Below are 26364 nucleotides of genomic sequence, written 5' to 3'. Positions count from 1 at the left end.
TCTCCCTCCACCATATTCTCCTTAATTGGAAAATCGAAAAGCCAACTCATTGAGTTGGCTTTTTTCGTTTCTGAGCTATGTATCCTTCTAAACGTGTCTTTCTAAACTTATCTTTCTAAACACGGTCCTCAACTTCCTAAACACTAACCCGTTACAACCCAAGAAAGGCTAAGCGATCTAGCCCATTCAAACATCAGTGTTCCCATACTTCTGCATGACGCTGACAAGCCAGATAAGCAGCGCAGCCTAAGCAATTGGTCGATACATGTTCTTGGCATTCATTCGCCATTCTCTGTTTCTGCTGCAAAGTAATCTCAGGCTCCAATACGGGTTCAAAGAACTTGGTCATTACTCATCACATCCAAATAGAATCAATTAGTTAGTCTCAGGTTAATCCAACCTTTGAGCAAGATACATCTCTTAATATTTGTCGTGATGACACATTTCCGCTACTCATGTTCTTTGTCGATTCCGCACGTTTCGTCATATTGGCATTGTTCCTTGAATCAAAACCCCTTCCCCCCACCCAAAAAAAGCTCAAAGCCAATTTCCCTGCTGCGACTTATAGATACATATCATTAGACACAAAAAAGCCCCTGCTGATTTCTCAGCAGGGGCTTTCAATTATTTGGTGTCATTCCGAATAACTACATCCTATTGATGTTGAGTTAAATCCTGGAATTAACCTTGAATACCAACAATTAACCAAGGTGCATTTTGAGTCGTTAGGTCACGCTCTAAGTGCCAGATATCAGTGATATCTTCTTCAATGCCGTCTGCGGTGTCACGGTAGCGACCGCTAAACTGAAGGCTTAGCTGTGCTTTACTACCATCGTGGTCTGCGCGAACGATTTCAGCATCAACGTACATTACGTCTGTGTGCTGATCACCGTCTAGCTTGTTACGCTCAGCTTTTAGGTCTTCAAATAGGCTTGGAGATACGTATTCTTCAATCGTGTTTAGCTCGTTGTGATTCCATGCACCTTGCAGTGTACGGTAGTGCTCACGAGAACCGTTGATGAATGCCGCTTGATCAAAACCTGGTGGGTAGTTATGTGGAACATCGCTTTGTGCACCAAAACCGAAACCACCAGCGCTATTTTGCGAATGGGGTTGTGATTGAGGCTGTGCTTGCTCGAAGTTATGAACATTTGGTTGTTGCTTAGGTTGTTCAAACTTGTTCTGACCCATGCCGCCGAATGCTGGCTGTTGACCACGTGCATTCTGCTGATTCATTGAGCCCTGCTTCGCACCCAGCATTCCGCGTAGGAATTTAAACGCTAGGAAAGCAATCAGACCCATGATCAGAATATCCATGAACTGGATACCTTCAAATGCGCCACCAAAGAATGCAGCTAAAAGACCACCAGCAAGTAAACCACCTAGCAGACCGCCCATAAGGCCTTTCTTGCTAGAGTTAGCTGCTGCTGTTTTCTTGCCCGTTTGATCTTGTCGGATCGAATTTGTGTTTTGTTGTTTTGGTGCTGGAGCCGTTTTAAAGCTTTTGCCAAATGACTTACCACCACCAAACTTTTTCGCTTCCGCGATTGGCGTCACCGCGACTGTTACCAACAAGATCGCGACTAGTGAGAAAAATCGTTTCATTATTATCCTTTATAGGTTTTTTTATCTTTCGACACCTTAATCATACTCGTTAACAAAGAACAATGAAATATTCACGACGTTTACACATGTATCATAATATTGCGGCTATTAATTGATTACTAAACTAGCGAAGGGATTGACGGCACTCTGGGGCAGCATTAAAATATTGAACGATGTTCATTTAATAGAAAGTACTCATGGCAAGACGAAACGATCATACTCGCGAACAATTAGTGCAATTAACCTTAAAGACGGTAACCGACTTCTTAGAAGAGCACTCTTATCACGAGCTAAGTCTACGTAAAATTGCCAATATGATTGGCTATGTCCCTAGCACCTTGGTGAATGTATTTGGTAACTACAACCTACTCCTTTTACACGTTGTTGCTCAAACATTAGATGAACTGTCGTCCCAATCTGCTTCTGCTGTTGAACAATCGAGCAACCCTCAACAGGCTCTTTTTAATCTTGCATACTGCTATCACGATTTTGCACAAAAACACCCTCACCGTTGGCAGCTTATCTTTGAGCACAACATGAATGGTGAAAACCTTCCTGAATGGCAATCGAACCGTATTGATAGAATGACAGGTATGTTAGAGCAATTGCTGGTAGCTATTGCTCCTGAACACACAGAAAGCGAAGTCATTAAAGCCAGCCGTGTATTATGGTCTGGCGTACATGGAATTACTCTACTTAGCGTTGATGATAAATTTTTCGCCTCTGAACCTATCGATGGTAAAGAGTTGATCAATAACCTAATCTCAAACTACTTAACCAACTGGTAATCATTCAAGGAAAGACAATGAACAACAGCAGCCAATCTTCGCTGTTAACTCAAAAAAGGTTCCTACCCTACTTTATTACTCAATTTCTAGGCGCCTTTAATGACAACATATTCAAAAATGTTCTGTTACTGTTTGTTGCTTTCGCAAGCGTAGATACGCTGCCTATTTCCAGCAATCTATTCATTAATTTGGCCGCTGGTCTTTTTATTCTGCCCTTCTTCCTGTTTTCTGCTTTGGCTGGTGTACTGGCTGACAAATACGAAAAATCTTGGTTTATACGTAAAGTTAAGCTCCTTGAAGTGGCGATCATGTCACTGGGCGCGATCGGGTTTATCTACGAAAGCTACGGGATACTACTCCTACTTCTGTTCCTAATGGGAACGCAAAGTGCCTTCTTTGGCCCGGTGAAATACGCACTGCTTCCACAACAGTTAGAAACAAAAGAGCTGGTATCCGGCAACGCTTTAGTCGAAACCGGCACATTCTTAGCCATCCTTATTGGTACTCTTGGTGCCGGTATTATTGCATCTGAAGAAAGCGCGAAGCTCATTGCTGCGGTATGTATTGTTTCTTTCGCCGTGTTTGGCTATGTATCAAGCTGCTTTATTCCACAAGCGCCAAGTAACGCACCAGATCTGAAAGTGAAGTGGCAGCCAGTAAAGCTAACCCGCGCGACACTGGCGATTGCCAAAAAAGATCGCCCAACGTTTCAAGCACTGATGTCTATCAGCTGGTTCTGGTTCCTTGGCGCTGCTTACCTAACTCAGTTTCCAAACTTCACAAAGCTCCACTTGAACGGCACTGAAAGCTCGGTTGCCTTTTTGTTAGCTCTATTCTCGGTCGGTATTGCGATAGGTTCTTTGGCTTGCGATAAGTTATCAAATCACAGAATTGAAATCGGCATCGTACCAATGGGTAGCCTAGGTATGTCGATTTTTGGGCTATTGATGGCGATATCCATTCCTGAGTCCTTGCCTGAATTTACTTCTTTCCATCAATTCGTGACGTATTCAGAGCTGTGGCCGCTGTTTGCTTATCTTCTGCTCTTGGGTGTCTCTGGCGGTATCTTCATTGTTCCTCTGTATTCTCTGATGCAGTTACGAGCGAAACCAGATGAACGCGCTCAAGTGATTGCCGGGCTCAACATCTACAATTCACTATTCATGGTGGGAAGCGCCGTTTTAGGTATTGTTTGCCTGAGTGTTCTCGATCTTTCTATTCCACAACTATTTGTGTTGCTCGCGATAGGGAATACTTTGGTTATGCTGTACCTGTTTTATCAGGTGCCTATCTACGCTTTCCGTTTCTTTACATGGGTGGTCACTCACACCATGTACCGAGTTAAGCACAAGAACTTACACCATCTTCCAGAGAATGGCGGCGCACTGATCGTTTGCAACCATGTGAGTTATATGGATGCACTGCTTCTGAGTGCGGTTTGCCCTCGCTTGATTCGGTTTGTGATGGAAGAGGATTACGCCAAGCTGCCTCCACTACGTCGATTCTTAAAAAGAGCAGGAGTTATTCCAATCTCCGCAACCAACCGAAACTCGATTAGAAACGCTTTCAAAGAAGTTGAACGTGCCCTAGATGAAGGGCACATCGTGTGTATTTTCCCTGAAGGCAAGCTAACCGCTGATGGCGAAGTAGCCGAATTCATGCGTGGCATGGAGCTGATTATCAAACGATCTCCTGTACCTGTGATTCCAATGGCACTTAAAGGGTTATGGGGCAGTTACTTCAGTCGTTATAAAGGTCAAGCTTTCAAGGGACTACCCACCCGTTTCAGGGCCAAGTTAGAGATAGAAGCTGCCGAACCTATGCTAGCCAAGGAAGCTTCATGCGACACGCTTCGACAGTCAGTCTCTGATCTTCGCGGCTCACTACGCTAAATAACCAAGCCTTTATTCATATCAGCTGAACAAACGTTTAGTTTTACTTAACGTTTGTTCAATTCATTTAGACTTACTTACCATTGCGTTAAGCGTATAGTCTTCCACTACGCTGCCAATACTAGACGCGACGAATTAAATATAATGAATCTAAAAAAGTCTGTTCCATTTTATCTTGCTGCTCTGTTTTGCTTAACCCCATGGGTGAGTTCACCGACGGCACTCGTGATCGGCTTCCTTCTTGCGAGCTTAGGTTTAGTCCCTGAGCATCTAGAAGTGGGCAAACTCACCAAAAAGCTACTGGCCTACTCGATTGTCGGCTTAGGTTTTGGCATTCAGTTTGAGAAAGCATTAGCGGTCACAGGCGATGGTATTGGCCTCATTGTCACGACGATTATTGGTACCTTGGTCATTGGTTGGTTCTTGGCAAAACGCATGGGATTAGATCGCACCACGGGTTACCTTATCTCTTCTGGTACCGCAATTTGTGGTGGTAGCGCCATTGCCGCCGTAGCACCGGCCATCAAAGCTGATGATGAACAGATTGGCTTGGCGTTAGCCACTGTATTTGTGTTGAACTCGGTCGCCCTTTTCTTGTTCCCAATGATTGGCCATGCACTAGAGTTAAGCCAACAAACTTTCGGAACATGGGCTGCCATCGCGATTCATGATACTTCCTCTGTAGTCGGCGCAGCATCAGCATATGGCGAAGAAGCACTGACCACAGCAACCACATTGAAGCTCGCTCGCGCACTTTGGATTATCCCAATCGCGTTAGTCAGTGCAATGATCTTCAAGAACGATCAAAAGAAGATTACGATTCCTTACTTCATTTTCTTCTATTGCGCTGCTATTGCTGTTAGTGACTTGCTGCCACAATTTGAGATGGTCTATCAAGGTATCTTTGATGTGTCTAAGCGTGCATTGGTGGTGTGTCTATTCTTGATTGGTTGCGGTATTTCAGTAGAGAAGCTTAAAGCTGCAGGGCCGAAGCCATTGATGTTTGGTATTACAATGTGGACGATGATTTCGACAGGCTCATTAGCGTGGTTAACTCTCGCTTAATCCGCCTAATTACACCTAATACGTAAAGAAACGCTTTAGGTGGTGTTTGGTTACCTAGACACTTAGATTAACGAGCAACAAAACAAAAAGGCAAAGCTCTAATGGGCTTTGCCCCTATCGTTTTTAGTGAAAATATCGTTTGTAGTAAAGATATTCTTTGTTACAACAATCGCTAATCAAACAGGGGCTTATCATTCTTCTTGCTCTCTCTTTTCATTAAAACAAGTACCACAACCAGTACAAATGCAGTGAGTTCAGCCAATGAACGAGTCAACCCTGACGAAGTGACCGCTTGGCCTATCTGCAGCAAAACCGCAATGATGAGGGCAACTTTCATAATAAGACCTTATTCTATAATCCGTTATTTATAGAGCTTATTATGATGGCTGGTTATAAAGATAATAAATTCTGTTTTGAACTATCTAATTGCTAAATTAACTAACCTAGCGTAACTGCCCCTCTAGCCACTTAATAAACGTTCTTACCTTAGGTCGCTTTTCAGTGCCTAACGGACAGATCAATTCGTATCCTTTATCAGTATCCATACTTGGATAAGGCGTTATGAGCTCACCAGTCTCAATGTACGGCTTAACAAAATGATAGCGCCCCATTGCCACACCGATATTATGCAGAGCACTCTGCACGCCCATGTCTCGGTGGCTCACACAATAAAACTGCTCAAACAGATTTACATCGAGTTGATTGTGCTTAATCCAACGCTGCCACACATCAGAGCCTAGTGCATGAATGAAATTAATCCGGTGTAACGACTCTAAACCATCATCAAAGATATCGTGTTCAGCGGCATAACTCGGCGTACATACCGGAATATACTTTTCACCAAACAGACGCTGTCGATGCATGTCTTTTAGATCTTCAGCACCATAGTAAATGGCGACATCGAGATGATTTTGATGAAAGTCTTGCTCTTCTTGAGAGAAAATATTGAGGTTGAACTTTGGGTATCGCTGTTTGAAATCAGCTAGCCTTGGTAGCAACCAACTGTTAGCAAAGGCAGGACTGGTACCGATATTGATCTGACCGTACAAGTCTGTGTTGGTAATGTCTTCGATCTCGCCAAAAATAGAGCTCAACGACTTGGATAACGTGCGTTGAAAGCGTTGCCCTTCTTCGGTCAGCTCCAGCTTACGAGTCCCGCGTACAAACAAATTAAACCCAAGTTCTCCTTCCAACACTTTGATTCGATGGCTAACGGCTCCCTGAGTCAGATGCAACTTTTTCGCGGCTAACGTAAAGCTCATCTTCTCGGCGGCGACATTAAATGTATGAAGATTTCTCAGTAAAGATTGATGATTAGCCATACGAACTCATGCATTAAAAATTTTAATTCATAGTACTACCCGTTTCGTTTGTTTGCATTAAGAAATAAGTTTCTAATAGCCGCAGTTACTTAAAACCCTGCCTCGATCAATATTTAACTCCATACGTTGACGAGCAGAAACATTAAAAAAATTAATTACAAACTTAGGGGCACGTATGAATATACTTGGGTATATGCAAAAAGTAGGTAAGGCATTGATGGTTCCCGTAGCCACACTGCCAGCTGCAGCAATCCTTATGGGGATCGGCTACTGGTTGGATCCTGTTGGTTGGGGTTCAGAGAGTATTCTGGCCGCATTTTTGATCAAATCAGGTGGTGCGATCATCGACAACATGGCGGTTCTGTTCGCGGTGGGTGTTGCCTTTGATTTAAGCCGTGATAAGAATGGTTCTGCGGCACTGTCTGGTTTTGTGATGTTCCTAGTCGTGACCACGCTACTTGCTCCCGGCTCAGTTGCTCAATTGATGGATGTTGAGTTAAGTGAAGTACCAGCGGCATTCGGAAAAATCAGCAACCAATTTGTGGGTATCATTGTCGGTATTATTTCCGCTGAAATCTATAACCGCTACTCCACCGTTGAGCTTCCTCAAGCTTTAGCTTTCTTCAGCGGTAAGCGTTTGGTTCCTATCCTTACCTCAATCGCAGGTATGGCGCTCTCTTTTGCTCTGCTATACATCTGGCCTGCTGTTTACGATGCTCTGATCGTTCTAGGAATTAAACTAGAAAGCATGGGCGCAGTTGGTGCCGGTCTGTTTGGTTTCTTCAACCGTTTGTTCCTATCCGTTGGTATGCACCACGCCCTTTATCCTGTGTTCTGGTTCGACGTTGTGGGTATTAACGATATTCCAAACTTCCTCGGCGGTGCACAATCTATCGCTAACGGTACGGGTATTCCGGGTAAAACTGGCATGTACCAAGCAGGCTTCTTCCCTATCATGATGTTTGGTTTACCAGCAGCAGCATTGGCGATGTACCACTGCGCTGACGCGAAAAACAAGAACCAAGTATTCGCAATCATGCTTGCCGCAGCAATGGCTTCGTTCTTCACAGGCATCACTGAGCCTCTAGAGTTCAGCTTTATGTTTCTAGCACCTGTATTGTTCCTAGTGCACGCTGTGTTAACAGGTCTGTCGCTTTACATTGCAGCAAGCATGGAATGGATGGCAGGCTTCGGCTTCTCTGCAGGCTTTGTTGACTTAGTGCTATCAAGCCAAAACCCGTTAGCGACTAACTGGTACATGTTATTAGTTCAAGGTGTGGTGTTCTTCGCGCTTTACTACGGTATTTTCCGTTTCGCTATCATTAAGTTCAATCTCCGTACTCCGGGTCGTGGTGAAGAGATGGAAGCAGAAGGCGAGGCCGAATCTCCAGAAGCGTTAGTTAGTCTAACCAACAACTACATCGAAGCTATTGGTGGTGCAGACAACATTCTAGAAGTGGACAACTGTATTACTCGCTTACGCTTAACAGTAAAAGACTCGTCAGCAGCAGACAGTGACAAACTGAAAAAACTAGGTGCTGCAGGCGTTGTTCCTATCGGAAAGGGTGGCCTACAAGTCATTATAGGTTTAGGTAAGGTAGATAAGGTTGCTGAACAAATGAAGAAGGCACTCGCTTAAGCTAAACAGCCAGATGCAAAGATAAAACCCTTAATAACCAGATAAAATATTAAGAATTTGTGATGGCTTCACCACCGTCACAACCCCCTGAAGCGCAATTACGACTAGTCACCGTGTATTGCGCTTCGTTTTATTGTTCTCAGTTCTATTTAGAACGTATCTGCTGTAACCACTGTGACAACCCTGCGCGTGAAACCTTAATACCCTGTTGTTCTAGCTCTGGCATGCGGTAGTACTCGATAGGAAATTTGAACCGCTCAAGACGGCCATTCAATTGCTCAGCAAACCACTCTTTGGTTGGTAAATCCGTACAATCCACAATAGCGACAGGTCGAAACCCGAACTCATCATCTTCAATTGGAACGATAAACGCCTGATTGATTAAAGATAACTGATTCAGTGCTCGTTCAATTTCTTCACAGTGGATATTCTCTCCCCCAGAAATAAACTGATTATCAGCACGACCAATGATCGACACTTGTTCGCCATCCCATTCGCCGAGGTCTTTACTGTCGAACCAACCGTTCTCATCCACCAACGGCGTAACCTCACCCTGATAGTAGTAACCAGAAGCAAGCGTATTGCCGCCAATAAAGATACGTTGATCTTTAATTTTTAACTGGCGTTGGTCGAGAACAAAACCTGCAGTATTACTAGAATCGACTGGCTTCGCGGTCACTGTTGAAGCCGCTTCTGTCATACCGTATCCAAGCCAAGTTTCAATGCCCATTTGTTGAGCTTCAAGCCCTAGCGCTTCTGGGATATGGCTACCGCCTAAAAGCACATGAGTTAAAGTAAGTGCTTGCTTACTCAGTAATAATCTATGTAATTGAGTAGCCACTAAAGAGGCATGACTGCAACCTTCGATGTCTGACTCAAGCTTACCTGACCCTATTTTGACGCAGCCACCAGCTGCCAACCAACGATGGACAATCGCCAATCCCGACACATGGTACATCGGTAAGCTAAGCAACCAAGTGTCAGCTTGTTCAAAGTTGAAAACGTCTAGTAAACCCTGAGCTGAACATAAGTGTTGCTGCAACGTGTGAGCCACCGCTTTCGGGTTTCCGGTAGAGCCAGAAGTGAATACGATGCTCGCTAAAGATTGAGGATTAAAGTTAGGATTTTGCGGTGTTGTTGGTTTGTCATCACCATCGACCTTAACTTCGTTCAAGCAAGGTAACGTCACCAATACAGTCTTAAGGTCAACAGCATCAGAATGATCTAACCCACAGCTATCTAATAGCCAAAGGTAACGTCTGTCTAGCTGACCATAGAGGGATTCAAGCTTCTGTGTTAAACGAGCTTTCGGCTGAGGCATGGTAAACGCACAAACCACACCCAAATTGAGTGCGGCAAGATAAACCGGAATCACTTCAGCTTGGTTCTTACCGACAATCGTCAGTACATCACCTGCAGATAAGCCTTGATGAGATAGCTGTTGTTGGTACTCACTCACCAGCACAGACACTTGCTGCCAAGTGTAAGCGCGGTTAGGAATCACTAACGCTGTTTGATGTGGGTTCTGCTGCGCCCACTGTACCCAGAGCGGGTGAGGATTAGATTGTGGGCGCATCATAAGATAACCAAGTTATAGATTGAGAACGGTCTAAGCCAATCGAACGAGCAGCCTAAGAAGACCAAATCAATTGCTGTTGTTCAAGCGTTGAAACTGGAAGCTGACAACCCGGCCAAGAGACTTCTAGCTGTTGCTGATACAAGCCAATCGTATCAAGCCCTGGAACTTCATTAGGTAAGTACTGTTGTGCCAATCGAGCAATCTGAGTTAAGCCAAGGCTAGACTCTATGCTTGAGCTTAGTACAGGTTTAATACCAAGTTGCTGAGCGCGTTCAATGATAGCAACACAACGCTCTACTGAACCAATCAAGGTTGGTTTAATCACTACCGCTTTAACACCCGTAAGATCGCTGAGATTAAACTCAGGGCTTCGCACCGCTTCTTGTAGTGTCTCATCCCACGCAATCGCCACACCGTGGTCGATGGCAAAGGCCAAGCTGTCTTCTGGCTTCTGACAAGGCTCTTCAATAAAGCTAATGCGCTGACGCAGTGACGGCGAAATGTATTTAATGAACTGCTTCGCTTTCTCTGGTTTCCACGCGCGGTTGGCATCAAGCCTTAGGGTCAAATCAGGCATCGACTCAAGGAATAAGCTGACAAGCATGCCATCACGAATCGCTTCATAAAGACCGACTTTTACTTTGGCGACCTTCTCGCCTTTCATCTCATTCAGCACAGGGATCAATTCATCTGGATCGCCTGTACACAACGGTGCCGCTTGGTAGTTACCTTCAGCGTTGAGTTCGCCTCGTAATTCCATCATCGCCATCGAAAAACCGAAGGCAACAGAAGGATATAACTCATCAAAAGGCGTTTGAGGGTTATTGTGGCTCCAAAGCTCTAATTCGTGTTGCAGCTGAATGCCAGCTTGTTCAGCATCTTCTTGGCTAAAACCTGGCAAAGGTGCAACTTCGCCAAAACCAGTTTTACCATCACACTCAAGTTGGATGATATAACCAACGCGTTCGTTCAACTTATTGTCACGAAGAATCACACCACTATCCATAGGTAATTGATAACGGTAGAGTTTAGCGTGACGCTGAGAATTCACTGAGTTCATAAAGTTTCCTAAAAAACGGGGAACATCAAAACAAAACGAGCCGCTATTAGCGACTCATTTTAAAGAAGAGAAAGACTATGGGTTACGCGGAAATTTATCGAAATCAGGTCGACGCTTCTCGTTAAATGCGTTTCGGCCTTCTTGGCCTTCTTCTGTCATGTAGAACATCATGGTTGCGTTACCCGCCAACTCTTGAAGACCAGCTTGGCCGTCACAGTCTGCGTTTAGTGCGGCTTTCAAGCAACGCAGCGCCATTGGGCTGTGTTGAAGAACCTCACGACACCAACGAACCGTTTCTTTTTCTAGGTCGGCAACGGGCACGACCGTGTTTACTAGACCCATGTCCAATGCTTCTTGAGCATCGTAGAAACGACACAAGAACCAGATTTCACGCGCTTTCTTTTGGCCAACGATACGAGCCATGTAAGAAGCACCCCAACCGCCATCGAATGAACCTACTTTAGGACCTGTCTGACCGAACTGAGCGTTTTCAGCTGCAATGGTAAGGTCTGCCATCATGTGAAGAACATGACCACCACCGACGGCCCAACCCGATACCGCTGCGATTACTGGTTTTGGACAAGTACGAATTTGACGTTGGAAATCAAGCACGTTCAGGTGATGTGTACCTGAATCATCTTGATAACCGCCGTAGTCACCACGGATACTTTGGTCACCACCAGAACAGAACGCCTTCTCACCAAGCCCCGTCAAAATGATTACGCCAACCTTCTCGTCATAACGAGCATCAGCCAATGCATTGATCATCTCTTTTACGGTTTGTGGACGGAACGCATTGTGGACTTGAGGACGAGCAATCGTGATTTTCGCAATACCGTCGTCAGACTTGTGGTACTGAATATCTTCAAATTGACTGCTTTCATCGCGCCAGTTAACTGCTGCGTAAAGTTCTTCTTCTGTGATGCCTACTGTTTTAGCCATGGTGATTCCCATTGTTCTATTAGAGACCACGACTAACGAGTAGTCGTGACGGTGTTGCTCTGCTTTTGATAGCGCTTGATACGAGAGAACCGCTCAGTCAGTTTAACGACGACTGGCGACACATTGGATGATCAGATTGGAAAACAACTCTGGTTGCTCAAAATGAACATTATGACCAGCGTAATCAACCTGACTATATTCAAAGCCACTATTCTCAGCTAGCTCCATGAATTTACGATCTTTTTCACCACACACATAATGCAATTGATGCTCATGAGATTTCAATGTGGCACGTAAATCCGGTTGCTTAGCTAACGAAGTAGATAACAACATATTTGCTACGGATACTCCAAGGTTACCACTACGCTTTATGACCAAAGTTTGTCTTTGCTCATGATTTAGTGAAGAAAAGACGCTTTGTTGATACCAATCGTCTAAAACATCTTCAATCGACTGCTGCGCAAAGCGGACAGCCCATTGCGTATCATGTACTAACCTTTGTGCTCGTTCTTCATCACGCTCCAGACCAAAGTTGCCACCTTCAATAATGACTTTCTCAAGATTGAGCGTTTCGAAGCAAGGGCTTGTCACCCCGTACATGGCAAGCCTGCCACCCATAGAGTAGCCAATCACCACGATAGGGTAATCCGCAGGAAGATCGTTGAGAGCAAGTTGAGAAGTGATGCACTGAACGATTTTCTTGCAGCAATGATCAAAGCCTACCGGATCGATAAAGCGACTTTGTCCGTGCCCGGGCAAATCTATGCAAAGACGAGGAAAGTCCTCTAGATATGGATGACATGCGCTCCAATCATCCCCGCTTCCGAGTAAACCATGTAGAAAAACAAGCAAAGGTTTGTCAGAAGATTCTTGTACAGCTGGGTAATAATTGGAGTAAAGCATGTAAAGTCCTTAGGCTAATGCCTCGGTGAGCATTGAACTGAATTGTTTCAGCAAAGTAGACGCTTGTTCGGGAGGCGTCTTAACTTCAACGAGCAAGGTACCCTGACCCTGTTCGAAATGTTGTTCGACAATCGTTTGATAGCAATTCAAAGTTTCTGGCGCCGCATAACCAAGCTGGAATTGCGCAGCGGCATGTTCAAAACCGAAACCATGGGGCATTTGATATAGAGATTGTTTTTGTTGCTCAGGAACAGGCAACAAGTCAAAGATCGCACCGCCATCATTGTTGGTCACAACAATCACCATCGGCGTTACATTGTGAGTCAGCAGAGCCAGTGAGTTGAGGTCGTAAAGCAAAGAGGTATCGCCAATCAACATTATCAAGGGGTTTTGGTTGGCTTTCACCACACCCGCAGCCGTTGCTACCAAGCCATCAATGCCCGATGCGCCACGATTACTGTAAACTTGATTTGCAGATATTGATGACAGCATATCCACCAGCCTTACCATCAAGCTGTTTCCCACAAACAACTCTCTGTCTTTAAGTCTAGTCGACAAGTCAACTGCAACGCTCAACTCGGTCAACTGGTCATTATTGGATATTTGCGCCAATGCCAATTGTTGAACCGTATTCGCGATTTCTATCAAAGGTGCAGCCCAGCCAGCATGTTGACCTAACAAGGTGGGTAAATGCTGCTCAGACAACCATTGTTCGATGTTTACGACGATATGGGTTTGAGGCAGATGATCTTGGTTGACACGGTGCGTATCTGGTGACACAACAATGTATTGTGACGAGCTGAATGATGAAGCTTGCGATTTAATCCAGTGATTAAGGCGCTTAGAAACAATGCGCTCACCGAACTGAAGGATGAAATCACATTGGTTAAGTTGTTCTTTCGCTACGTCACTCTGCATCCATAGATCATAATGTTTCCAATCACTTGTGACACCTGATTGAGGATCGCAAAAAACTGGCCAGCCTAATGCAGTAGCAAACTGCTGAGCTTTTGTCGCTTGTTCAATATCGAGCGAACCGAGAATAACCACACCCTTATGTCCAAGATACTCACCTGGAGCAATCGGTTGTGTATTCACTTGATTAGGTAAAAACGTTTGGCTGTAACAACCTGTTCCCGACTTCCACCCAGAGATACTGGATATGTATTCCGCATACATTTCCGCGCTATTCGCAGAATATAGAGGCTCAGGGAACGGACAGTTGATATGAATCGCACCGCCAACATTGCGTTGTTTCGCTAGCGCGTTATCAACGGATGTCAGAAGCCAATTCAATGAAATCTGTGTGGTTGGACTTGGTAGATTTAAAGCAGTTTCAACATGGGAAGAAAAGATACCCTGTTGTTGAATGGCTTGATTGGCGCCACAGTCGACTAAATCGATAGGTCGATCAGAGGTCAGCAAAATCAGCTTTTCTCGTGTCAGCCCAGATTCAGCCGTCGCAGGAAGAAGGTTTGCAACAGCAGTACCAGAGGTGACAATCACAGCAACTGGCTTATCGCTGGCTTTCGCTAAACCTAAAGCAAGAAAACCAAGCCCACGCTCATCAAAGTGCGTGTGCAGCGTCAGTTTTGGATTGGCTTCGGCTTCGAGTGTTAACGGCGTTGAGCGAGAGCCTGGCGCGACACAAACATGTTCAACGCCGCTGCGGGCTAGCTCTTCAAGTAACGTGTGACACCAAACTCTATTTAATACGGCTTGGTCGTGATTCATGACGCCACACCCAGAGGTGGGTGATCTGAAATTAAGCTGAGCAGAGTCGACATTTTCTTATTCAACTCTTGCCACTCATGTTCAGCAACGGATCCCGGCACGATCCCCGCACCCGCAAACAGCTGTACTTGATCGTTTACAATCAAGGCACTTCGAATCGCTACACAGAATTCAGCGCGTTGATGGCTAATATAGCCAACAGAGCCTGCATACCAACCTCTCGCAAACGGTTCATGTTCAAGTATGAAATCCATCGCTTCTTTGCGCGGTAAACCCGCTACCGCAGCCGTCGGCTGTAAGGCAGCAAGCAACTGCACACCATTGACGCCGTTATTGAGCTGAGCATGGATATTACGTTTAAGATGTTGCACCTTACGCAAACGCACTAGGCGCGCCTCTTTTTCAACGTGTACCGTTTGAGAATGAGGAGTGAGACGCTCAATAATGTCGTCGACCACATACTGGTTTTCATTGAGGTTTTTACTGTCTTGAGAAAGCCAATTGGCTAACTCCATATCTTCTGTCGCGTTTTCTCCGCGACCAATGGTTCCAGCAAGCGCTTCAGTATCAAGCTCAGTGCCATATCGACTGTACAAACGCTCTGGCGTTGAGCCGATAAAGCTGTGTTTGGAATCCAATACCAACATAAAGTGAAAGCTGTGATGGTTTTGCAGGTAGCTGGCCTTAAGCAACTGAGCCGCGCAGATTGGCGCATCGAGTTGCAATGTGGTTTTACGCGCTAAAACGACTTTTTTGTACTCTTCGTCGCTAATGCCTTTCAGCACTTTATCGACAAGGTTGCCCCACTGCTCTCGTTCTGGAACGTGGTTAATCTGCTCAATGTGCGCCGACAAAGGGGCCAATATCGCCGCTTCGACAGAAAGCTTATTTAGAGCATTAATAGAAGCAACGCGATCAGGAGATAAGTTGACGGCTAACGACCAAGTCTTGTCAAAGCGGATCAGTTCAACCTGAGGAAGGAAGAAAAACGATTCCATGCAACGACGGTTTTTTGCGGTGTGCCCGTCAAACGAGCGCCCACCCCAGATTCGTTGGTCTTCACCAAGAATTGCGTACGCGGGAGCGGGATCAGAAAAAGTATGTAATTGCCCGAGCGCAACGACCTCTTCACGAGTATCACGTGACTGCCAGTAGAACTTTGGAAAGAGCGGTTGAGCATGAAGCCATTCTATAAATGCAAACGATGGTTTTTGCGTTAGAACTTCAACACAACGAACTTCACTTGCTTGGGCATTTTGTACTCGCTCAATCAAAGCGGAGATAGTTTGCTGGAAATGTGACAAATCGACCTCGTTCACATCTAAATTATTATTATATTAGTTTGATACTTTATGGGCAGCACCCACTTAGATCAAGAATCTACTATATCTTTTGAACATTCGTGTGATTTTAAGCGATCTAGCCCCTTTATTCACCTTAGCCAATAACAAAGAAAGCGATTAATTAAAATTTAGAAAAGAGTGACAACAAAAAGACCAAACGTGACACTGAAATACGACATTCATCAGATTTTTATTCTATCAAACGTCATTTTGCGGTACTTTAATAAAGTATTTAAATTAATTTCAGGAAATCGGCAATGCAAAATATCGGGATGTCGTCAAAACTCAACAGCGTATGCTACGAAATCAGGGGGCCTGTACTCAAACATGCTAAGCGCATGGAAGAAGAAGGGCATAAAATACTGAAGCTTAATATTGGTAACCCCGCCCCATTTGGTTTTGACGCCCCTGATGAAATCCTTGTTGATGTAATCCGTAACCTACCGACATCTCAAGGTTACTGCGACTCAAAAGGCATCTATTCAGCCCGCAAAGCGGTTGTTCAGCACTACCAGAAAAAAGGCCTACGTAACCTTGATGTAGAAGACGTTTACATTGGTAACGGCGCATCAGAGCTTATCGTTATGTCTATGCAGGCGCTACTGGATAATGGTGATGAAATCTTAGTTCCCGCTCCAGACTACCCACTATGGACAGCGTCTGTTGCGCTTTCTGGTGGTACACCGGTTCATTACATGTGTGATGAAGATGCCGATTGGTACCCAGACCTTGATGACATGCGTGCGAAGATCTCACCAAAGACTCGCGGCATCGTTCTTATCAACCCGAACAACCCAACAGGCGCTGTATACAGCCGTGATTTCCTATTACAAGTTGTTGAAATTGCTCGTGAGCATGGGTTAATTATCTTCGCTGATGAAATCTACGACAAAGTGCTTTACGACGGTGCGGTACACACTTCAGTTGCAACGCTTGCCGAAGATGTATTAATGGTCACATTCAACGGTCTGTCTAAGGCTTACCGTGTATGTGGTTTCCGTGGTGGCTGGATGTTCTTAACGGGTCCAAAACACATAGCGAAAGGCTACGTTGAAGGGCTAGAAATGCTCGCCTCGATGCGTTTGTGTGCCAACGTGCCAATGCAACACGCGATCCAAACCGCGCTCGGCGGCTATCAGAGTATTAATGAACTGATTCTGCCAGGCGGTCGACTACTTGAGCAACGCGACCGCGCATGGGAGCTGATCAACAAGATCCCTGGCGTTTCTTGTGTTAAACCGAAAGGCGCAATGTACCTGTTCCCTAAGATCGATACCAAGATGTACGCCATCAAAGACGATCAGAAGTTTGTGCTCGACTTCCTTAAGCAAGAGAAGGTGCTATTGGTTCAAGGTACTGGCTTCAACTGGCCAAAACCGGATCACTTCCGCATCGTGACTCTGCCACATATCGAAGACCTAGAAATCGCGATTGGTCGTCTAGAGCGCTTCTTACAGACTTACAGCCAAGATGAGCTCACAGTCGATTAATTAACGCAAAAAGTTATGACTACAATTTGCTGTTTTAAAAGACTTTAACTTGTATTCATTCACTTCTATGCTTAAAAGGCTCCTGTTTGGGAGCCTTTTTTGTATCCGCTGTCTCGTGTCCCTGTGCAAACACAAGATACGAGTGGAGCATTGCTTATACCAATCACAGTAAGTAAGTGTTCAGAAATAGCGCAGGGAAAAAACTTGAGAACAAGGCAGGATTTTTTGGTAAGTAGTTATTCTACAATCAAAAATTCTAACAAAGTTATCGAGTTTTTTAACAAGCTAGGATGACCAGTTATTTACTACGATTGGTACTATAAGGACATTTATGAAACAGAGCCATTTCTTCGCCCATCTTGCCCGTATGAAGCTGATTCAACGCTGGCCTTTGATGCGCTCAGTCTCAAGCGAGAACATTTCAGAGCATAGCCTACAGGTCGCTTTCGTCGCCCACGCCTTGGCGCTTATCAAAAACAAGAAGTTTGATGGCAAACTCAACCCCGAGCACATTGCTCTGCTTGGCATGTACCACGATACCAGTGAAGTGCTAACAGGTGATTTACCGACGCCAGTTAAATACTACAATCCAGACATCGCACAAGAGTATAAGAAGATAGAAGCGGCAGCAGAGCAAAGACTGCTTTCAATGCTGCCAGAAGAGTTCCGAGACGACTTCTCCCCGTTTTTGATATCTGGAACAGCAAACAAAGAAGAGCAAAGCATCGTTAAGCAAGCCGACACTATCTGCGCTTACCTCAAGTGTTTGGAGGAACTCAGTGCGGGCAACCATGAGTACGAACAAGCGAAACGCCGACTAGAAGAGACTCTCGAACAGCGTAAAAGCCCGGAAATGGACTACTTTCTCACCACATTTGCGCCGAGCTTTGAATTATCACTAGACGAGATAAGCTAGCTGGGTATAAGTTGAGTGTAATTAGCTAAATAAATCAATTTGATAGGTGCTATTTTGAATTCTCCACTCGAACCACCATTTGAACTCGAACAAGAATGGCAACATCGAAATGACGATGAACATAAAATAAGGCGTGATGACCACCGTAGCCCGTATCAACGCGATCGTGCGCGGGTGCTTCACTCTGCCGCTTTTCGCCGCCTCCAAGCAAAAACCCAAGTTCATGGCACCACGGTAAACGATTTCCACCGAACTCGCCTTACTCATTCGCTAGAAGCCGCTCAGCTAGGTACCGGTATCGTTGCCCAGCTGAAAAAAAAGCAGCCCGAGTTTCGAGATTTGTTGCCTTCAGACAGTTTGATTGATTCATTGTGTCTTGCTCACGACATTGGCCACCCACCTTATGGGCACGGTGGCGAAGTCGCGTTGAACTATATGATGCGCGATCATGGTGGCTTTGAGGGCAATGCTCAAACATTTCGCATTGTCACGCAGCTAGAACCTTACACTGAACATCACGGGATGAACCTATCTCGACGCACTTTGTTAGGTCTGATTAAGTACCCTTCTCTGCTGAGTGAGGTTCAAGCTAAATTACAGTCTGAGCCTGTTAAGCATCAACGACAGCTCCGAGCCAAAGATTGGATGCCAGCAAAAGGCATCTACGATCATGATGAAGAACTTTTTAACTGGGTGCTTGAACCGCTTTCAAGCAGCGACCAACAGCTCCTAAAACAGAAAAGAAAAACACACACCGAGCCTCTTGAACATAACAAGACCAAATATAAGTCGCTGGATTGTTCGATTATGGAGTTGGCTGATGACATCGCGTATGGCGTGCACGATTTAGAAGATGCGATTGTGCTTGGCTCTGTCACCAAATCTCAATGGGTCGAGTCGGCTTACCCTCAACTTAAAGAGATGGCCGACCCTTGGGTTTGTGAACACCTAGATTCAATCACAGAGATGCTTTTCTCTGGTGAGCAGTATCGTCGAAAGGATGCGATTGGTGGGATAGTCAACGCACTGTTGACCAGTATTTCGATTGAACGAGTAGATGCTAGATTTGAGAATGTACTGCTTGCTTACAATGCGGTGCTTGAACCGAGCATGGACGCCACACTCGACAAACTGAAACATTTTGTCAGCGAGTTCGTGATTCAAGTGCCACAGGTTCAAGTGATCGAATATAAAGGTCAGCAGATTATCATGGATATGTTTGAAGCATTCAGCGCAGATCCTGAACGCTTGCTGCCACTACCTATCAAGAAGCAATGGCTACAACATCAAGATGAGTCTCGAAAAATGCGCGTGATTGCGGATTACATTTCATCAATGACCGATGATCTTGCGCAGAAAATGCATCAGCAACTGTTCTCAGCTCATACCGAGTTTTAATTCCTGGCTCACTTTACTGAAACAGCTTAATCTAAGTAGTTTTTCTCAAACACGCCCGGTGGCATTTGATTGATTTGAAACTGAATCATTCGGTCAAATGCCGTTAGCAGAGGGCTAAAGTCTCGATCATTTTCTAACAAGCTCAACAGATGATAACCCGCCTCTACTGTCGAAAGGCTGTTTTCACTTGGCGCTTTGCGAATTCGGTAATTACCCTTGAGATCTTTCGGCAAGTGAACCGTATTCAGCGCATGCAAGTTACTCGATACTTGCCACATTTTGAACGCCTTCTTCCACGTGCCATCCAATAAAATCACACGCAACTTCTTATTTGGAGATGTTGCCGACTCAACTGAAACAGAGTTTTCACTTGGGTATAAAATCACATGTTGGTAATGTTCATCGGCCAGCAATGCGTTCAATTGTTCGTTGTCTGAAAAATCTTCACCGACAAGCGTCACGCTGTTATTTAGAGATAACGAGAGGATACGCGCAGTTCCCATCGGGCGATGCTCTTCTGATGGGTGCTGAAGAATGATAAGCTCAACATTCGATTCGAGTGGTGTAACCCACTGACAAATACAAGCTTTCAAAGCCTTGCTGCATTGGGGGCAATAACGAGACATGGATTTAATGTGTACCCTGTTTTAATTTTCACTTCACTTTTATGCGTCTTATTCCAATTTGAGCCAATACAAGCTTGGGTCGTATGGGATAGCAATGCGATTGCCGAGGGGCAATGGTGGCGGATCCTAACAGGAAACTTTTCACATACCAACTACTCGCACCTTCTGATGAATCTAGCAGGCTTATGGATCATCAGCTATCTGTTTCAACCGAGTAAAAAACAGCTTGTTCTTGCTCTGCTTGTGATTAGTTTAGTGACTGGAATCGCTCTGTTGTTTTCGAGTATTCAGATCTATGTTGGCCTATCTGGCACTTTGCATGGGTTGTTTGGCTTATTCGCGCTCAGTGAGGCTTTAAACGGTAGGAGATCAAGTTGGCTGTTAGTATTGGGATTAATCGCTAAAATCGCTTGGGAGCAGCTTATTGGCCCTTCTAGCACGACTGGCGAACTGATTAATGCTCGTGTCGCGATTGAAGCCCACCTAGCAGGTGCATTGGCCGGAGGCTTCATATCTATCGCTTCATTTCTAACAAGTAGACAAACGGATTAAAGTTGAATTCTTTCGCGGTTCTTTTTAACCGTGGCTTCACCTATCCCTTTCACACTCACCAAATCATCAGCAGTCGTAAATGCCCCGTTTTGATCCCTGTAATCGACGATCTCTTGAGCTTTCTTATCCCCAACACCAACCAATAGCGCTGACAGCTCTTCAGCTGTCGCGGTATTGATATTGACCGTAATCTCAATGCCATCGTAAAGCTCTGCCTTAGTTGGGCTGTCTGCATACGCTGCGGGGCTTAACAGAATCAGAAATGTAAGAAATAATGTTGAATATATCGTGCGCATAAACCGTTCCTTTGTTCAAAAAACGTAACTTATGCATTTGCTGCGCTAGATAAAACACTCACCAGACAAAAATAAAGCGGGTCACCTAAGTGACCCGCTTCGTTATACATCTAATTTTCATCAATTTGTTAGCTAGCTCGCAAACCGAGTTGCTGCACTACTTTCAAGTTGTATTCTCAAGTTGCATTACTCGGCAGAAGACTACCGAGTAAATTCAAAGCTTATTGAGCTTGACCAACGATGTAGTATTCAACGTCTGCATTTTTACGCAGTACGTTTAGTACATTAGTAAGGTCTTGTTGATTACCAACGCGCTCTAACTGTGCACCAAGTTGTGTGCTGTAAGCAGGGTTGATTTCAGCCGTTACTTTAGAAAGCTCAACAACAACGATGTTACCGTCTTGATCTTTAGATTGACCGAACACAGCTTGGCCGGCTTCTGGTTTCACTAGAGCGAATACAGATGCAGCTAATGGAGAATTACGGTCAATGGTTTCAAGTTCAGTAAACTCAAGGCTGTTATCCGCCAGTACCGCTTCATTACCTTGCTTAAGTTCGTTTACTAGAGAAACACCTAGCTCTACCGCTTGTTGCTCTGCTTTTACAGCAGACAATGCAGCTACAACTTGATCTTTCACTTCTGCTAAAGGAAGAACTGTTTCGTCGCGAGTCTCTTCTACACGTACAACAATAACGTGCTCAGGAGCCACTTCGATAACTTCAGAGTTCAAACCGTCTTCTTTCACTTCAGGGCTCAAGATAGCTTGCATTACTGCAGGCGTCATCAGAACTTCTGGAGCGTCAGCTTGAGAGATGAAATCAGTCGTCGTGATCTTCGCGTTGATAGCTTCAGCAGAGTCGTCTAGAGAATCTGGGAATTCAAACGCTACTTTTTCAAGTTCAGTTTGTTGCTCGTAGAACTGATCAACGGCGTGTTGGTCTAGAAGCTCTTGCTTAATATCAGTAGCAACTTCAGTGTAAGGCTGAGCTTGAGATGCTTTTACTTCGTCTAGCTTGATGATGTGGTAGCCAAAATCAGATTTAACTAAGCCAGTCGTATCGTCAATATTCTCAAGAGCGAAAGCCGCCTCTTCGAATGCTGGGTCCATAACATCGCGTTCAATCCAACCTAGGTCACCGCCAACATCGGCACTACCGAAGTCGTCAGATTTTTCTTCTGCTAGCGTAGCAAAATCAGCACCTGCATTTAGCTCGTCTAGGATAGACTTAGCTTTCGCTTCTTCATCACCTTGAACTAGAATGTGGCTAACTTTACGTTGCTCTTCAGTAGAGTACTTGTCTAGATGCTCTTGGTAATATTTCTGTGCTTCCTCATCGCTAACTTCAAGTTGCGATTTAAGTGCTTCAGCAGAAAGTTCGATGTAAGACACCTTAGCCTGCTCTGGACGAGTGTAAGCCGCAGGGTTCTCTTGGTAATACTGTTCGATTTGCTCGTCAGTTAACTCGATGGTTTTCGCTAGGTCAGCAACAGACAGTGTCACTGTGCGAATGTCACGAGTTTGAGCAATAAGCTTGCTCTGAATATCAATTTCGCCTTGAAGAACAAATTCACTGCCTTGAAGCGCAGTGACAAGCTGATTACGCATTAGGTCACGACGCATGTATTCTGCGAAGCTTTCTGCGCTGAAACCTGCACGACGTAATGCTGATTGGTAAACTTCTTGGTCGAATTGACCAGCCGTTTGGAACTGAGGCATTTCTAGAATCATGGTACGGATTTGAGAATCACTGATTCGTAGGCCTAGAGATTCTGCTTGCTGCTCAAGTAGAACATCGTTGATCATGCGATCAAGTACTGACTTACGGAAAGACTCCACGTATGCAGGGTCTGCAAGCATTTGAGCGAAGTAATCGCCAAGTTGAGATTGCATGCGATTACGTTCGTTTTGGTAAGCTTGTTCGAACTCACCACGAGCAATTTCTGTGTTGCCAACTTTAGCTGCTGCGTTGTTACCGCCACCGGTGATGTAGCTGCCTACACCTGCGAATACGAATGACAGGATAATCAACCCAAGGATAATTTTTACCGCGATGCTATTCACGCCTTCGCGTAATCGATCCATCATAATTTAAGTGCTCTCCGGATATGAAGCATTGGCTTCAAAATAAAAATCTATTCACGCGATATTATCAGAAAAAGAAATGCGCATCAGTAGGATGCGCATAATTTAAATAAGTTCAATGTGCTTTGCACATATACTGTTTGAAAATGAAACATCATTGTTCAAACAGTAAACGCATATTACTGCCTTCTCCTCACAAAAACTTGAGGTTTCAGCAACAAAAATTAGTTACATGCGTCTTTAAGTGCTTTACCCGCTTTGAAGCCAGGTACTTTAGCTTCTGCGATTTGGATCTCTTCACCAGTTTTTGGGTTACGACCTGTACGAGCAGCACGAGTACGAACACTGAAAGTACCAAAGCCAACAAGTGCAACTTGGTCGCCTGATTGTAGCGTTGTGCCAACTGCTTCGATGAAAGCGTCTAGAGCGCGACCAGCTGAAGCTTTAGAGATGTCTGCGTTTTCTGCGATTGATTCTACTAGTTGTGTTTTATTCACTGTTTTTCCCCTATGTGTCATCTGTGACTACTTCTCGATGACTGTACGTTCCATTTTGGTTTTAATTTAGCCGCAAGCCTTATTACAAAAGGGCTGCCGCTTTAGTCGAATAACTTAGCGTCCAAAAAAAACGCTGACAAGCCTTTTCGGGTCTATCAGCGTAATTCTTTACTTATTTTTGCTATGCATCACTATTTTTTCACGTCAAACTCGACCCCTGACGGATCTCGTTCTAGCGCGACTTTAAGTACTTCATCAATCCATTGGACCGGAATCACCTTTAAGTCAGCGATTACATTGTCTGGAATCTCTTCCAAATCACGCTCATTGTCTTTAGGAATCAAGACTGTTTTAATGCCACCACGGTGCGCTGCAAGCAGCTTTTCTTTCAAGCCACCGATAGGTAAAACTTCACCACGAAGGGTAATTTCACCGGTCATACCAACCTCTGCTTTTACAGGGTTACCCGTTAAGCTAGAGACCAATGCAGTACACATTGCGATACCCGCACTCGGGCCATCTTTTGGCGTTGCACCTTCCGGTACGTGAACATGAATGTCACGTTTCTCGTAGAAATCGGTGTTAATACCCAGATTTTCTGCACGAGAACGAACCACTGTCATTGCCGCTTGAATCGACTCTTTCATCACATCGCCTAGTGAACCGGTTTGCGTTAGCTTACCTTTACCTGGCATTGATTCAGTTTCGATGGTCAGTAGATCGCCACCTACTTGCGTCCATGCTAAGCCAGTTACTTGGCCGATACGGTTGCTTTCATCCGCTTTACCGAAGTCATGACGTTGCACACCTAAGTACTCTTTCAGGTTATCAATGTTAACCGTTACAGATTTAAGGCTGCTGTCTAACAAGATATTCTTCACTGCTTTACGACAGATCTTAGAGATTTCACGCTCTAGGCTACGCACACCCGCTTCACGCGTGTAGTAACGAATGATGCCGATGATTGCAGAGTCTTCAATCTCAATCTCATTAGGCTTAAGACCGTTGCGTTGAACTTGCTTGTCCAATAGGTGGCTCTTAGCAATGTTCAGCTTCTCATCTTCTGTGTAACCCGACAGACGAATCACTTCCATACGGTCCAATAGTGGGCCCGGAATATCCATCGAGTTAGACGTTGCAACAAACATCACATCAGATAAATCGTAATCGACTTCTAGGTAGTGATCGTTAAATGCGTTGTTTTGCTCAGGGTCTAGCACTTCTAGAAGCGCAGAAGATGGGTCGCCACGCATATCAGAAGACATCTTATCGATTTCATCTAATAGGAACAGTGGGTTCTTAACACCAACTTTAGACATCTTCTGGATTAATTTACCCGGAAGTGAACCGATGTACGTACGACGGTGACCACGAATCTCAGCTTCATCACGAACGCCGCCTAGCGCCATACGTGTGTACTTACGACCCGTTGCCGCGGCAATCGAACGGCCTAGTGAAGTTTTACCAACACCAGGAGGACCTACAAGACAAAGGATTGGACCTTTTAGTTTGTTGATACGGTTTTGTACTGCCAAGTATTCGAGAATACGTTCTTTAACACGTTCTAAGCCGTAGTGATCTTCGTTTAAGATCTCTTCCGCTTTCGCTAAATTCTTTTTAACTTTTGAACGCTTAGCCCAAGGAACGCCTACCATCCAATCAATGTAACTACGTACTACTGTTGCTTCAGCAGACATTGGCGACATCATTTTCAGTTTTTGCAGTTCTTGCTCAGTTTTTTCACGAGCTTCTTGAGGCATCTTAGAATCTTCGATCTTCTTCTTCAGAGTCTCGAATTCATCAGGCGCGTCGTCCATCTCGCCCAGTTCTTTCTGAATCGCTTTCATTTGCTCATTCAGATAGTACTCACGCTGAGACTTTTCCATCTGTTTCTTAACGCGGCCACGGATGCGTTTTTCAACTTGCAGGATATCAATTTCTGACTCCATTTGGCCCATCAAGAATTCCAGGCGTTCCGTCACATCTGAAATTTCTAGAACGTGCTGCTTATCTACCAGTTTAAGTGGCATGTGCGCAGCAATCGTATCAGCAAGGCGAGCAGCCTCATCAATACCGTTCAGCGAGGTTAGAACCTCTGGTGGAATCTTTTTGTTCAGCTTAATAAAGCCTTCGAATTGATTGATCGCACTGCGAACAACCACTTCTTGTTCTTTTTCGTCAAGTTCTGAGGTTACAACGTATTCGGCATCCGCTAAGAAAAACTCACTCTCTTTGAACTGGTGAATTTTTGCACGCTGCTGACCTTCGACAAGTACTTTTACGGTACCATCTGGCAGCTTTAGCAACTGAAGAATAGTAGCGACTGTACCTACGTTAAATAGGTCGTCGATTGAAGGCTCATCAGTGTCCGCTTCTTTCTGCGCTACAAGTAGTACTTGTTTGTTAGCTTCCATTGCCGATTCAAGGCAAGTAATCGATTTTTCACGACCAACAAACAATGGAATAACCATGTGTGGGTAAACCACTACATCACGTAGAGGTAGCACGGGGATTTCGATACGCTCGGAACGTTCCAAGTTCATATATTTCTCTCTTCCGCTTTAACTTATAAAGCAGTATATGGGGCTTAAACGACTGGATTCAATGGAAGAATAAAAAAAAGGAGGTAATTG

Annotated in this window: 23 protein-coding genes; 8 read left to right on the top strand and 15 right to left on the bottom strand. The window is 44.8% G+C overall.

What is annotated here, in order from left to right; all coding sequences use genetic code 11:
- Positions 1-193: 193 nt before the first annotated feature.
- Both AB4589_RS10795 and AB4589_RS10790 read right to left on the bottom strand, forming a co-directional pair.
- On the bottom strand, positions 194-349 hold the full coding sequence (locus AB4589_RS10795; protein WP_167855787.1) for a hypothetical protein: 156 nt from the start codon (positions 347-349) through the stop codon (positions 194-196).
- Between the two features lie 332 nt (positions 350-681).
- Positions 682-1605 (bottom strand): Tim44 domain-containing protein, encoded by a 924-nt coding sequence (locus tag AB4589_RS10790; RefSeq protein WP_009847262.1) that lies wholly within the window; start codon positions 1603-1605, stop codon positions 682-684.
- A gap of 197 nt (positions 1606-1802) precedes the next feature.
- On the opposite strand from AB4589_RS10790, the gene AB4589_RS10785 reads away from it, so the two are divergent.
- The 3 genes from AB4589_RS10785 (at position 1803) to AB4589_RS10775 (ending at position 5350) form a co-directional block, all read left to right on the top strand.
- Entirely contained in the window at positions 1803-2393 is a 591-nt protein-coding gene (locus AB4589_RS10785) for a TetR/AcrR family transcriptional regulator (protein ID WP_012604487.1), read from the top strand.
- 17 nt (positions 2394-2410) lie between these two features.
- Positions 2411-4285 carry an MFS transporter gene (locus tag AB4589_RS10780; RefSeq protein WP_372100391.1) on the top strand — a complete coding sequence of 625 codons (1875 nt, stop codon included), beginning with the start codon at positions 2411-2413 and terminating at the stop codon, positions 4283-4285.
- A 144-nt stretch (positions 4286-4429) separates the two neighbouring features.
- On the top strand, positions 4430-5350 hold the full coding sequence (locus AB4589_RS10775) for a YeiH family protein (RefSeq protein ID WP_029223440.1): 921 nt from the start codon (positions 4430-4432) through the stop codon (positions 5348-5350).
- A 172-nt stretch (positions 5351-5522) separates the two neighbouring features.
- On the opposite strand, the gene AB4589_RS10770 is transcribed toward AB4589_RS10775, so the two are convergent.
- Positions 5523-5687, bottom strand: a complete 165-nt coding sequence (locus AB4589_RS10770; RefSeq protein WP_372100389.1) for a hypothetical protein — start codon at positions 5685-5687, stop codon at positions 5523-5525.
- A 106-nt stretch (positions 5688-5793) separates the two neighbouring features.
- Complete coding sequence (locus AB4589_RS10765; protein WP_017098789.1) at positions 5794-6672, bottom strand: LysR substrate-binding domain-containing protein; 879 nt, start codon at positions 6670-6672, stop codon at positions 5794-5796.
- 193 nt (positions 6673-6865) lie between these two features.
- On the opposite strand from AB4589_RS10765, the gene nagE reads away from it, so the two are divergent.
- Positions 6866-8311: an N-acetylglucosamine-specific PTS transporter subunit IIBC gene (nagE, locus tag AB4589_RS10760; protein WP_372100393.1), complete on the top strand. Its 1446-nt coding sequence runs from the start codon at positions 6866-6868 to the stop codon at positions 8309-8311.
- A gap of 145 nt (positions 8312-8456) precedes the next feature.
- Here nagE and menE read toward each other — a convergent pair whose 3' ends face one another.
- The 6 genes from menE to AB4589_RS10730 form a co-directional block, all read right to left on the bottom strand.
- Positions 8457-9890 (bottom strand): o-succinylbenzoate--CoA ligase, encoded by a 1434-nt coding sequence (menE, locus tag AB4589_RS10755; protein WP_372100388.1) that lies wholly within the window; start codon positions 9888-9890, stop codon positions 8457-8459.
- Between the two features lie 52 nt (positions 9891-9942).
- Positions 9943-10950: an o-succinylbenzoate synthase gene (gene menC, locus AB4589_RS10750; RefSeq protein WP_372100386.1), complete on the bottom strand. Its 1008-nt coding sequence runs from the start codon at positions 10948-10950 to the stop codon at positions 9943-9945.
- Between the two features lie 75 nt (positions 10951-11025).
- Positions 11026-11892, bottom strand: a complete 867-nt coding sequence (menB, locus tag AB4589_RS10745) for a 1,4-dihydroxy-2-naphthoyl-CoA synthase (RefSeq protein ID WP_010439547.1) — start codon at positions 11890-11892, stop codon at positions 11026-11028.
- A gap of 102 nt (positions 11893-11994) precedes the next feature.
- Positions 11995-12795, bottom strand: coding sequence for a 2-succinyl-6-hydroxy-2,4-cyclohexadiene-1-carboxylate synthase (gene menH, locus AB4589_RS10740; RefSeq protein ID WP_372100384.1), 801 nt, complete (start codon positions 12793-12795; stop codon positions 11995-11997).
- A 9-nt stretch (positions 12796-12804) separates the two neighbouring features.
- Positions 12805-14529, bottom strand: coding sequence for a 2-succinyl-5-enolpyruvyl-6-hydroxy-3-cyclohexene-1-carboxylic-acid synthase (menD, locus tag AB4589_RS10735; protein WP_372100382.1), 1725 nt, complete (start codon positions 14527-14529; stop codon positions 12805-12807).
- The gene (locus tag AB4589_RS10730; protein WP_029222962.1) at positions 14526-15833 is read right to left on the bottom strand and encodes an isochorismate synthase MenF; all 1308 of its coding nucleotides are present in this window, start codon (positions 15831-15833) and stop codon (positions 14526-14528) included. The genes menD and AB4589_RS10730 overlap by 4 nt, the downstream gene beginning before the upstream one ends.
- Positions 15834-16129: 296 nt before the next feature.
- On the opposite strand from AB4589_RS10730, the gene AB4589_RS10725 reads away from it, so the two are divergent.
- From AB4589_RS10725 to AB4589_RS10715, 3 genes are all read left to right on the top strand, one after another.
- On the top strand, positions 16130-17362 hold the full coding sequence (locus tag AB4589_RS10725) for a pyridoxal phosphate-dependent aminotransferase (RefSeq protein ID WP_372100380.1): 1233 nt from the start codon (positions 16130-16132) through the stop codon (positions 17360-17362).
- Positions 17363-17693: 331 nt separating this feature from the next.
- A complete protein-coding gene (gene yfbR, locus AB4589_RS10720) occupies positions 17694-18278 on the top strand; it encodes a 5'-deoxynucleotidase (RefSeq protein ID WP_009847276.1) in 585 nt (194 codons plus the stop codon).
- A 54-nt stretch (positions 18279-18332) separates the two neighbouring features.
- On the top strand, positions 18333-19676 hold the full coding sequence (locus tag AB4589_RS10715) for an anti-phage deoxyguanosine triphosphatase (protein WP_371707646.1): 1344 nt from the start codon (positions 18333-18335) through the stop codon (positions 19674-19676).
- A 26-nt stretch (positions 19677-19702) separates the two neighbouring features.
- On the opposite strand, the gene AB4589_RS10710 is transcribed toward AB4589_RS10715, so the two are convergent.
- Positions 19703-20302: a tRNA-uridine aminocarboxypropyltransferase gene (locus AB4589_RS10710; RefSeq protein ID WP_372100378.1), complete on the bottom strand. Its 600-nt coding sequence runs from the start codon at positions 20300-20302 to the stop codon at positions 19703-19705.
- A 9-nt stretch (positions 20303-20311) separates the two neighbouring features.
- On the opposite strand from AB4589_RS10710, the gene rrtA reads away from it, so the two are divergent.
- A complete protein-coding gene (gene rrtA / locus AB4589_RS10705; RefSeq protein WP_102582478.1) occupies positions 20312-20854 on the top strand; it encodes a rhombosortase in 543 nt (180 codons plus the stop codon).
- Here the strand turns inward: rrtA and AB4589_RS10700 are convergent.
- From AB4589_RS10700 to lon, 4 genes are all read right to left on the bottom strand, one after another.
- Positions 20851-21150: a ComEA family DNA-binding protein gene (locus tag AB4589_RS10700; protein ID WP_012604502.1), complete on the bottom strand. Its 300-nt coding sequence runs from the start codon at positions 21148-21150 to the stop codon at positions 20851-20853. The genes rrtA and AB4589_RS10700 overlap by 4 nt on opposite strands.
- 221 nt (positions 21151-21371) lie before the next feature.
- Positions 21372-23237 carry a peptidylprolyl isomerase gene (ppiD, locus tag AB4589_RS10695; protein WP_372100376.1) on the bottom strand — a complete coding sequence of 622 codons (1866 nt, stop codon included), beginning with the start codon at positions 23235-23237 and terminating at the stop codon, positions 21372-21374.
- 221 nt (positions 23238-23458) lie between these two features.
- A complete protein-coding gene (locus AB4589_RS10690) occupies positions 23459-23752 on the bottom strand; it encodes an HU family DNA-binding protein (RefSeq protein ID WP_012604504.1) in 294 nt (97 codons plus the stop codon).
- A 170-nt stretch (positions 23753-23922) separates the two neighbouring features.
- Positions 23923-26274, bottom strand: a complete 2352-nt coding sequence (gene lon / locus AB4589_RS10685; RefSeq protein WP_372063527.1) for an endopeptidase La — start codon at positions 26272-26274, stop codon at positions 23923-23925.
- Between the last annotated feature and the right edge of the window lie 90 nt (positions 26275-26364).

Source organism: Vibrio sp. 10N.222.49.A3, assembly GCF_041475145.1.
GTDB lineage: Bacteria > Pseudomonadota > Gammaproteobacteria > Enterobacterales > Vibrionaceae > Vibrio > Vibrio tasmaniensis_A.
Note: the sequence above shows the minus strand (reverse complement) of the source record. Positions and strands in the feature narration are given on the sequence as shown.

What these genes read in the sequence shown, in the direction of transcription:
- AB4589_RS10795 (WP_167855787.1), bottom strand. Translation starts at nt 349, where the DNA reads ATGACCAAGTTCTTTGAACCCGTATTGGAGCCTGAGATTACTTTGCAG.
- AB4589_RS10790 (WP_009847262.1), bottom strand. Translation starts at nt 1,605, where the DNA reads ATGAAACGATTTTTCTCACTAGTCGCGATCTTGTTGGTAACAGTCGCG.
- AB4589_RS10785 (WP_012604487.1), top strand. Translation starts at nt 1,803, where the DNA reads ATGGCAAGACGAAACGATCATACTCGCGAACAATTAGTGCAATTAACC.
- AB4589_RS10780 (WP_372100391.1), top strand. Translation starts at nt 2,411, where the DNA reads ATGAACAACAGCAGCCAATCTTCGCTGTTAACTCAAAAAAGGTTCCTA.
- AB4589_RS10775 (WP_029223440.1), top strand. Translation starts at nt 4,430, where the DNA reads ATGAATCTAAAAAAGTCTGTTCCATTTTATCTTGCTGCTCTGTTTTGC.
- AB4589_RS10770 (WP_372100389.1), bottom strand. Translation starts at nt 5,687, where the DNA reads ATGAAAGTTGCCCTCATCATTGCGGTTTTGCTGCAGATAGGCCAAGCG.
- AB4589_RS10765 (WP_017098789.1), bottom strand. Translation starts at nt 6,672, where the DNA reads ATGGCTAATCATCAATCTTTACTGAGAAATCTTCATACATTTAATGTC.
- nagE (WP_372100393.1), top strand. Translation starts at nt 6,866, where the DNA reads ATGCAAAAAGTAGGTAAGGCATTGATGGTTCCCGTAGCCACACTGCCA.
- menE (WP_372100388.1), bottom strand. Translation starts at nt 9,890, where the DNA reads ATGATGCGCCCACAATCTAATCCTCACCCGCTCTGGGTACAGTGGGCG.
- menC (WP_372100386.1), bottom strand. Translation starts at nt 10,950, where the DNA reads ATGAACTCAGTGAATTCTCAGCGTCACGCTAAACTCTACCGTTATCAA.
- menB (WP_010439547.1), bottom strand. Translation starts at nt 11,892, where the DNA reads ATGGCTAAAACAGTAGGCATCACAGAAGAAGAACTTTACGCAGCAGTT.
- menH (WP_372100384.1), bottom strand. Translation starts at nt 12,795, where the DNA reads ATGCTTTACTCCAATTATTACCCAGCTGTACAAGAATCTTCTGACAAA.
- menD (WP_372100382.1), bottom strand. Translation starts at nt 14,529, where the DNA reads ATGAATCACGACCAAGCCGTATTAAATAGAGTTTGGTGTCACACGTTA.
- AB4589_RS10725 (WP_372100380.1), top strand. Translation starts at nt 16,130, where the DNA reads ATGCAAAATATCGGGATGTCGTCAAAACTCAACAGCGTATGCTACGAA.
- yfbR (WP_009847276.1), top strand. Translation starts at nt 17,694, where the DNA reads ATGAAACAGAGCCATTTCTTCGCCCATCTTGCCCGTATGAAGCTGATT.
- AB4589_RS10710 (WP_372100378.1), bottom strand. Translation starts at nt 20,302, where the DNA reads ATGTCTCGTTATTGCCCCCAATGCAGCAAGGCTTTGAAAGCTTGTATT.
- AB4589_RS10700 (WP_012604502.1), bottom strand. Translation starts at nt 21,150, where the DNA reads ATGCGCACGATATATTCAACATTATTTCTTACATTTCTGATTCTGTTA.
- ppiD (WP_372100376.1), bottom strand. Translation starts at nt 23,237, where the DNA reads ATGATGGATCGATTACGCGAAGGCGTGAATAGCATCGCGGTAAAAATT.
- AB4589_RS10690 (WP_012604504.1), bottom strand. Translation starts at nt 23,752, where the DNA reads ATGACACATAGGGGAAAAACAGTGAATAAAACACAACTAGTAGAATCA.
- lon (WP_372063527.1), bottom strand. Translation starts at nt 26,274, where the DNA reads ATGAACTTGGAACGTTCCGAGCGTATCGAAATCCCCGTGCTACCTCTA.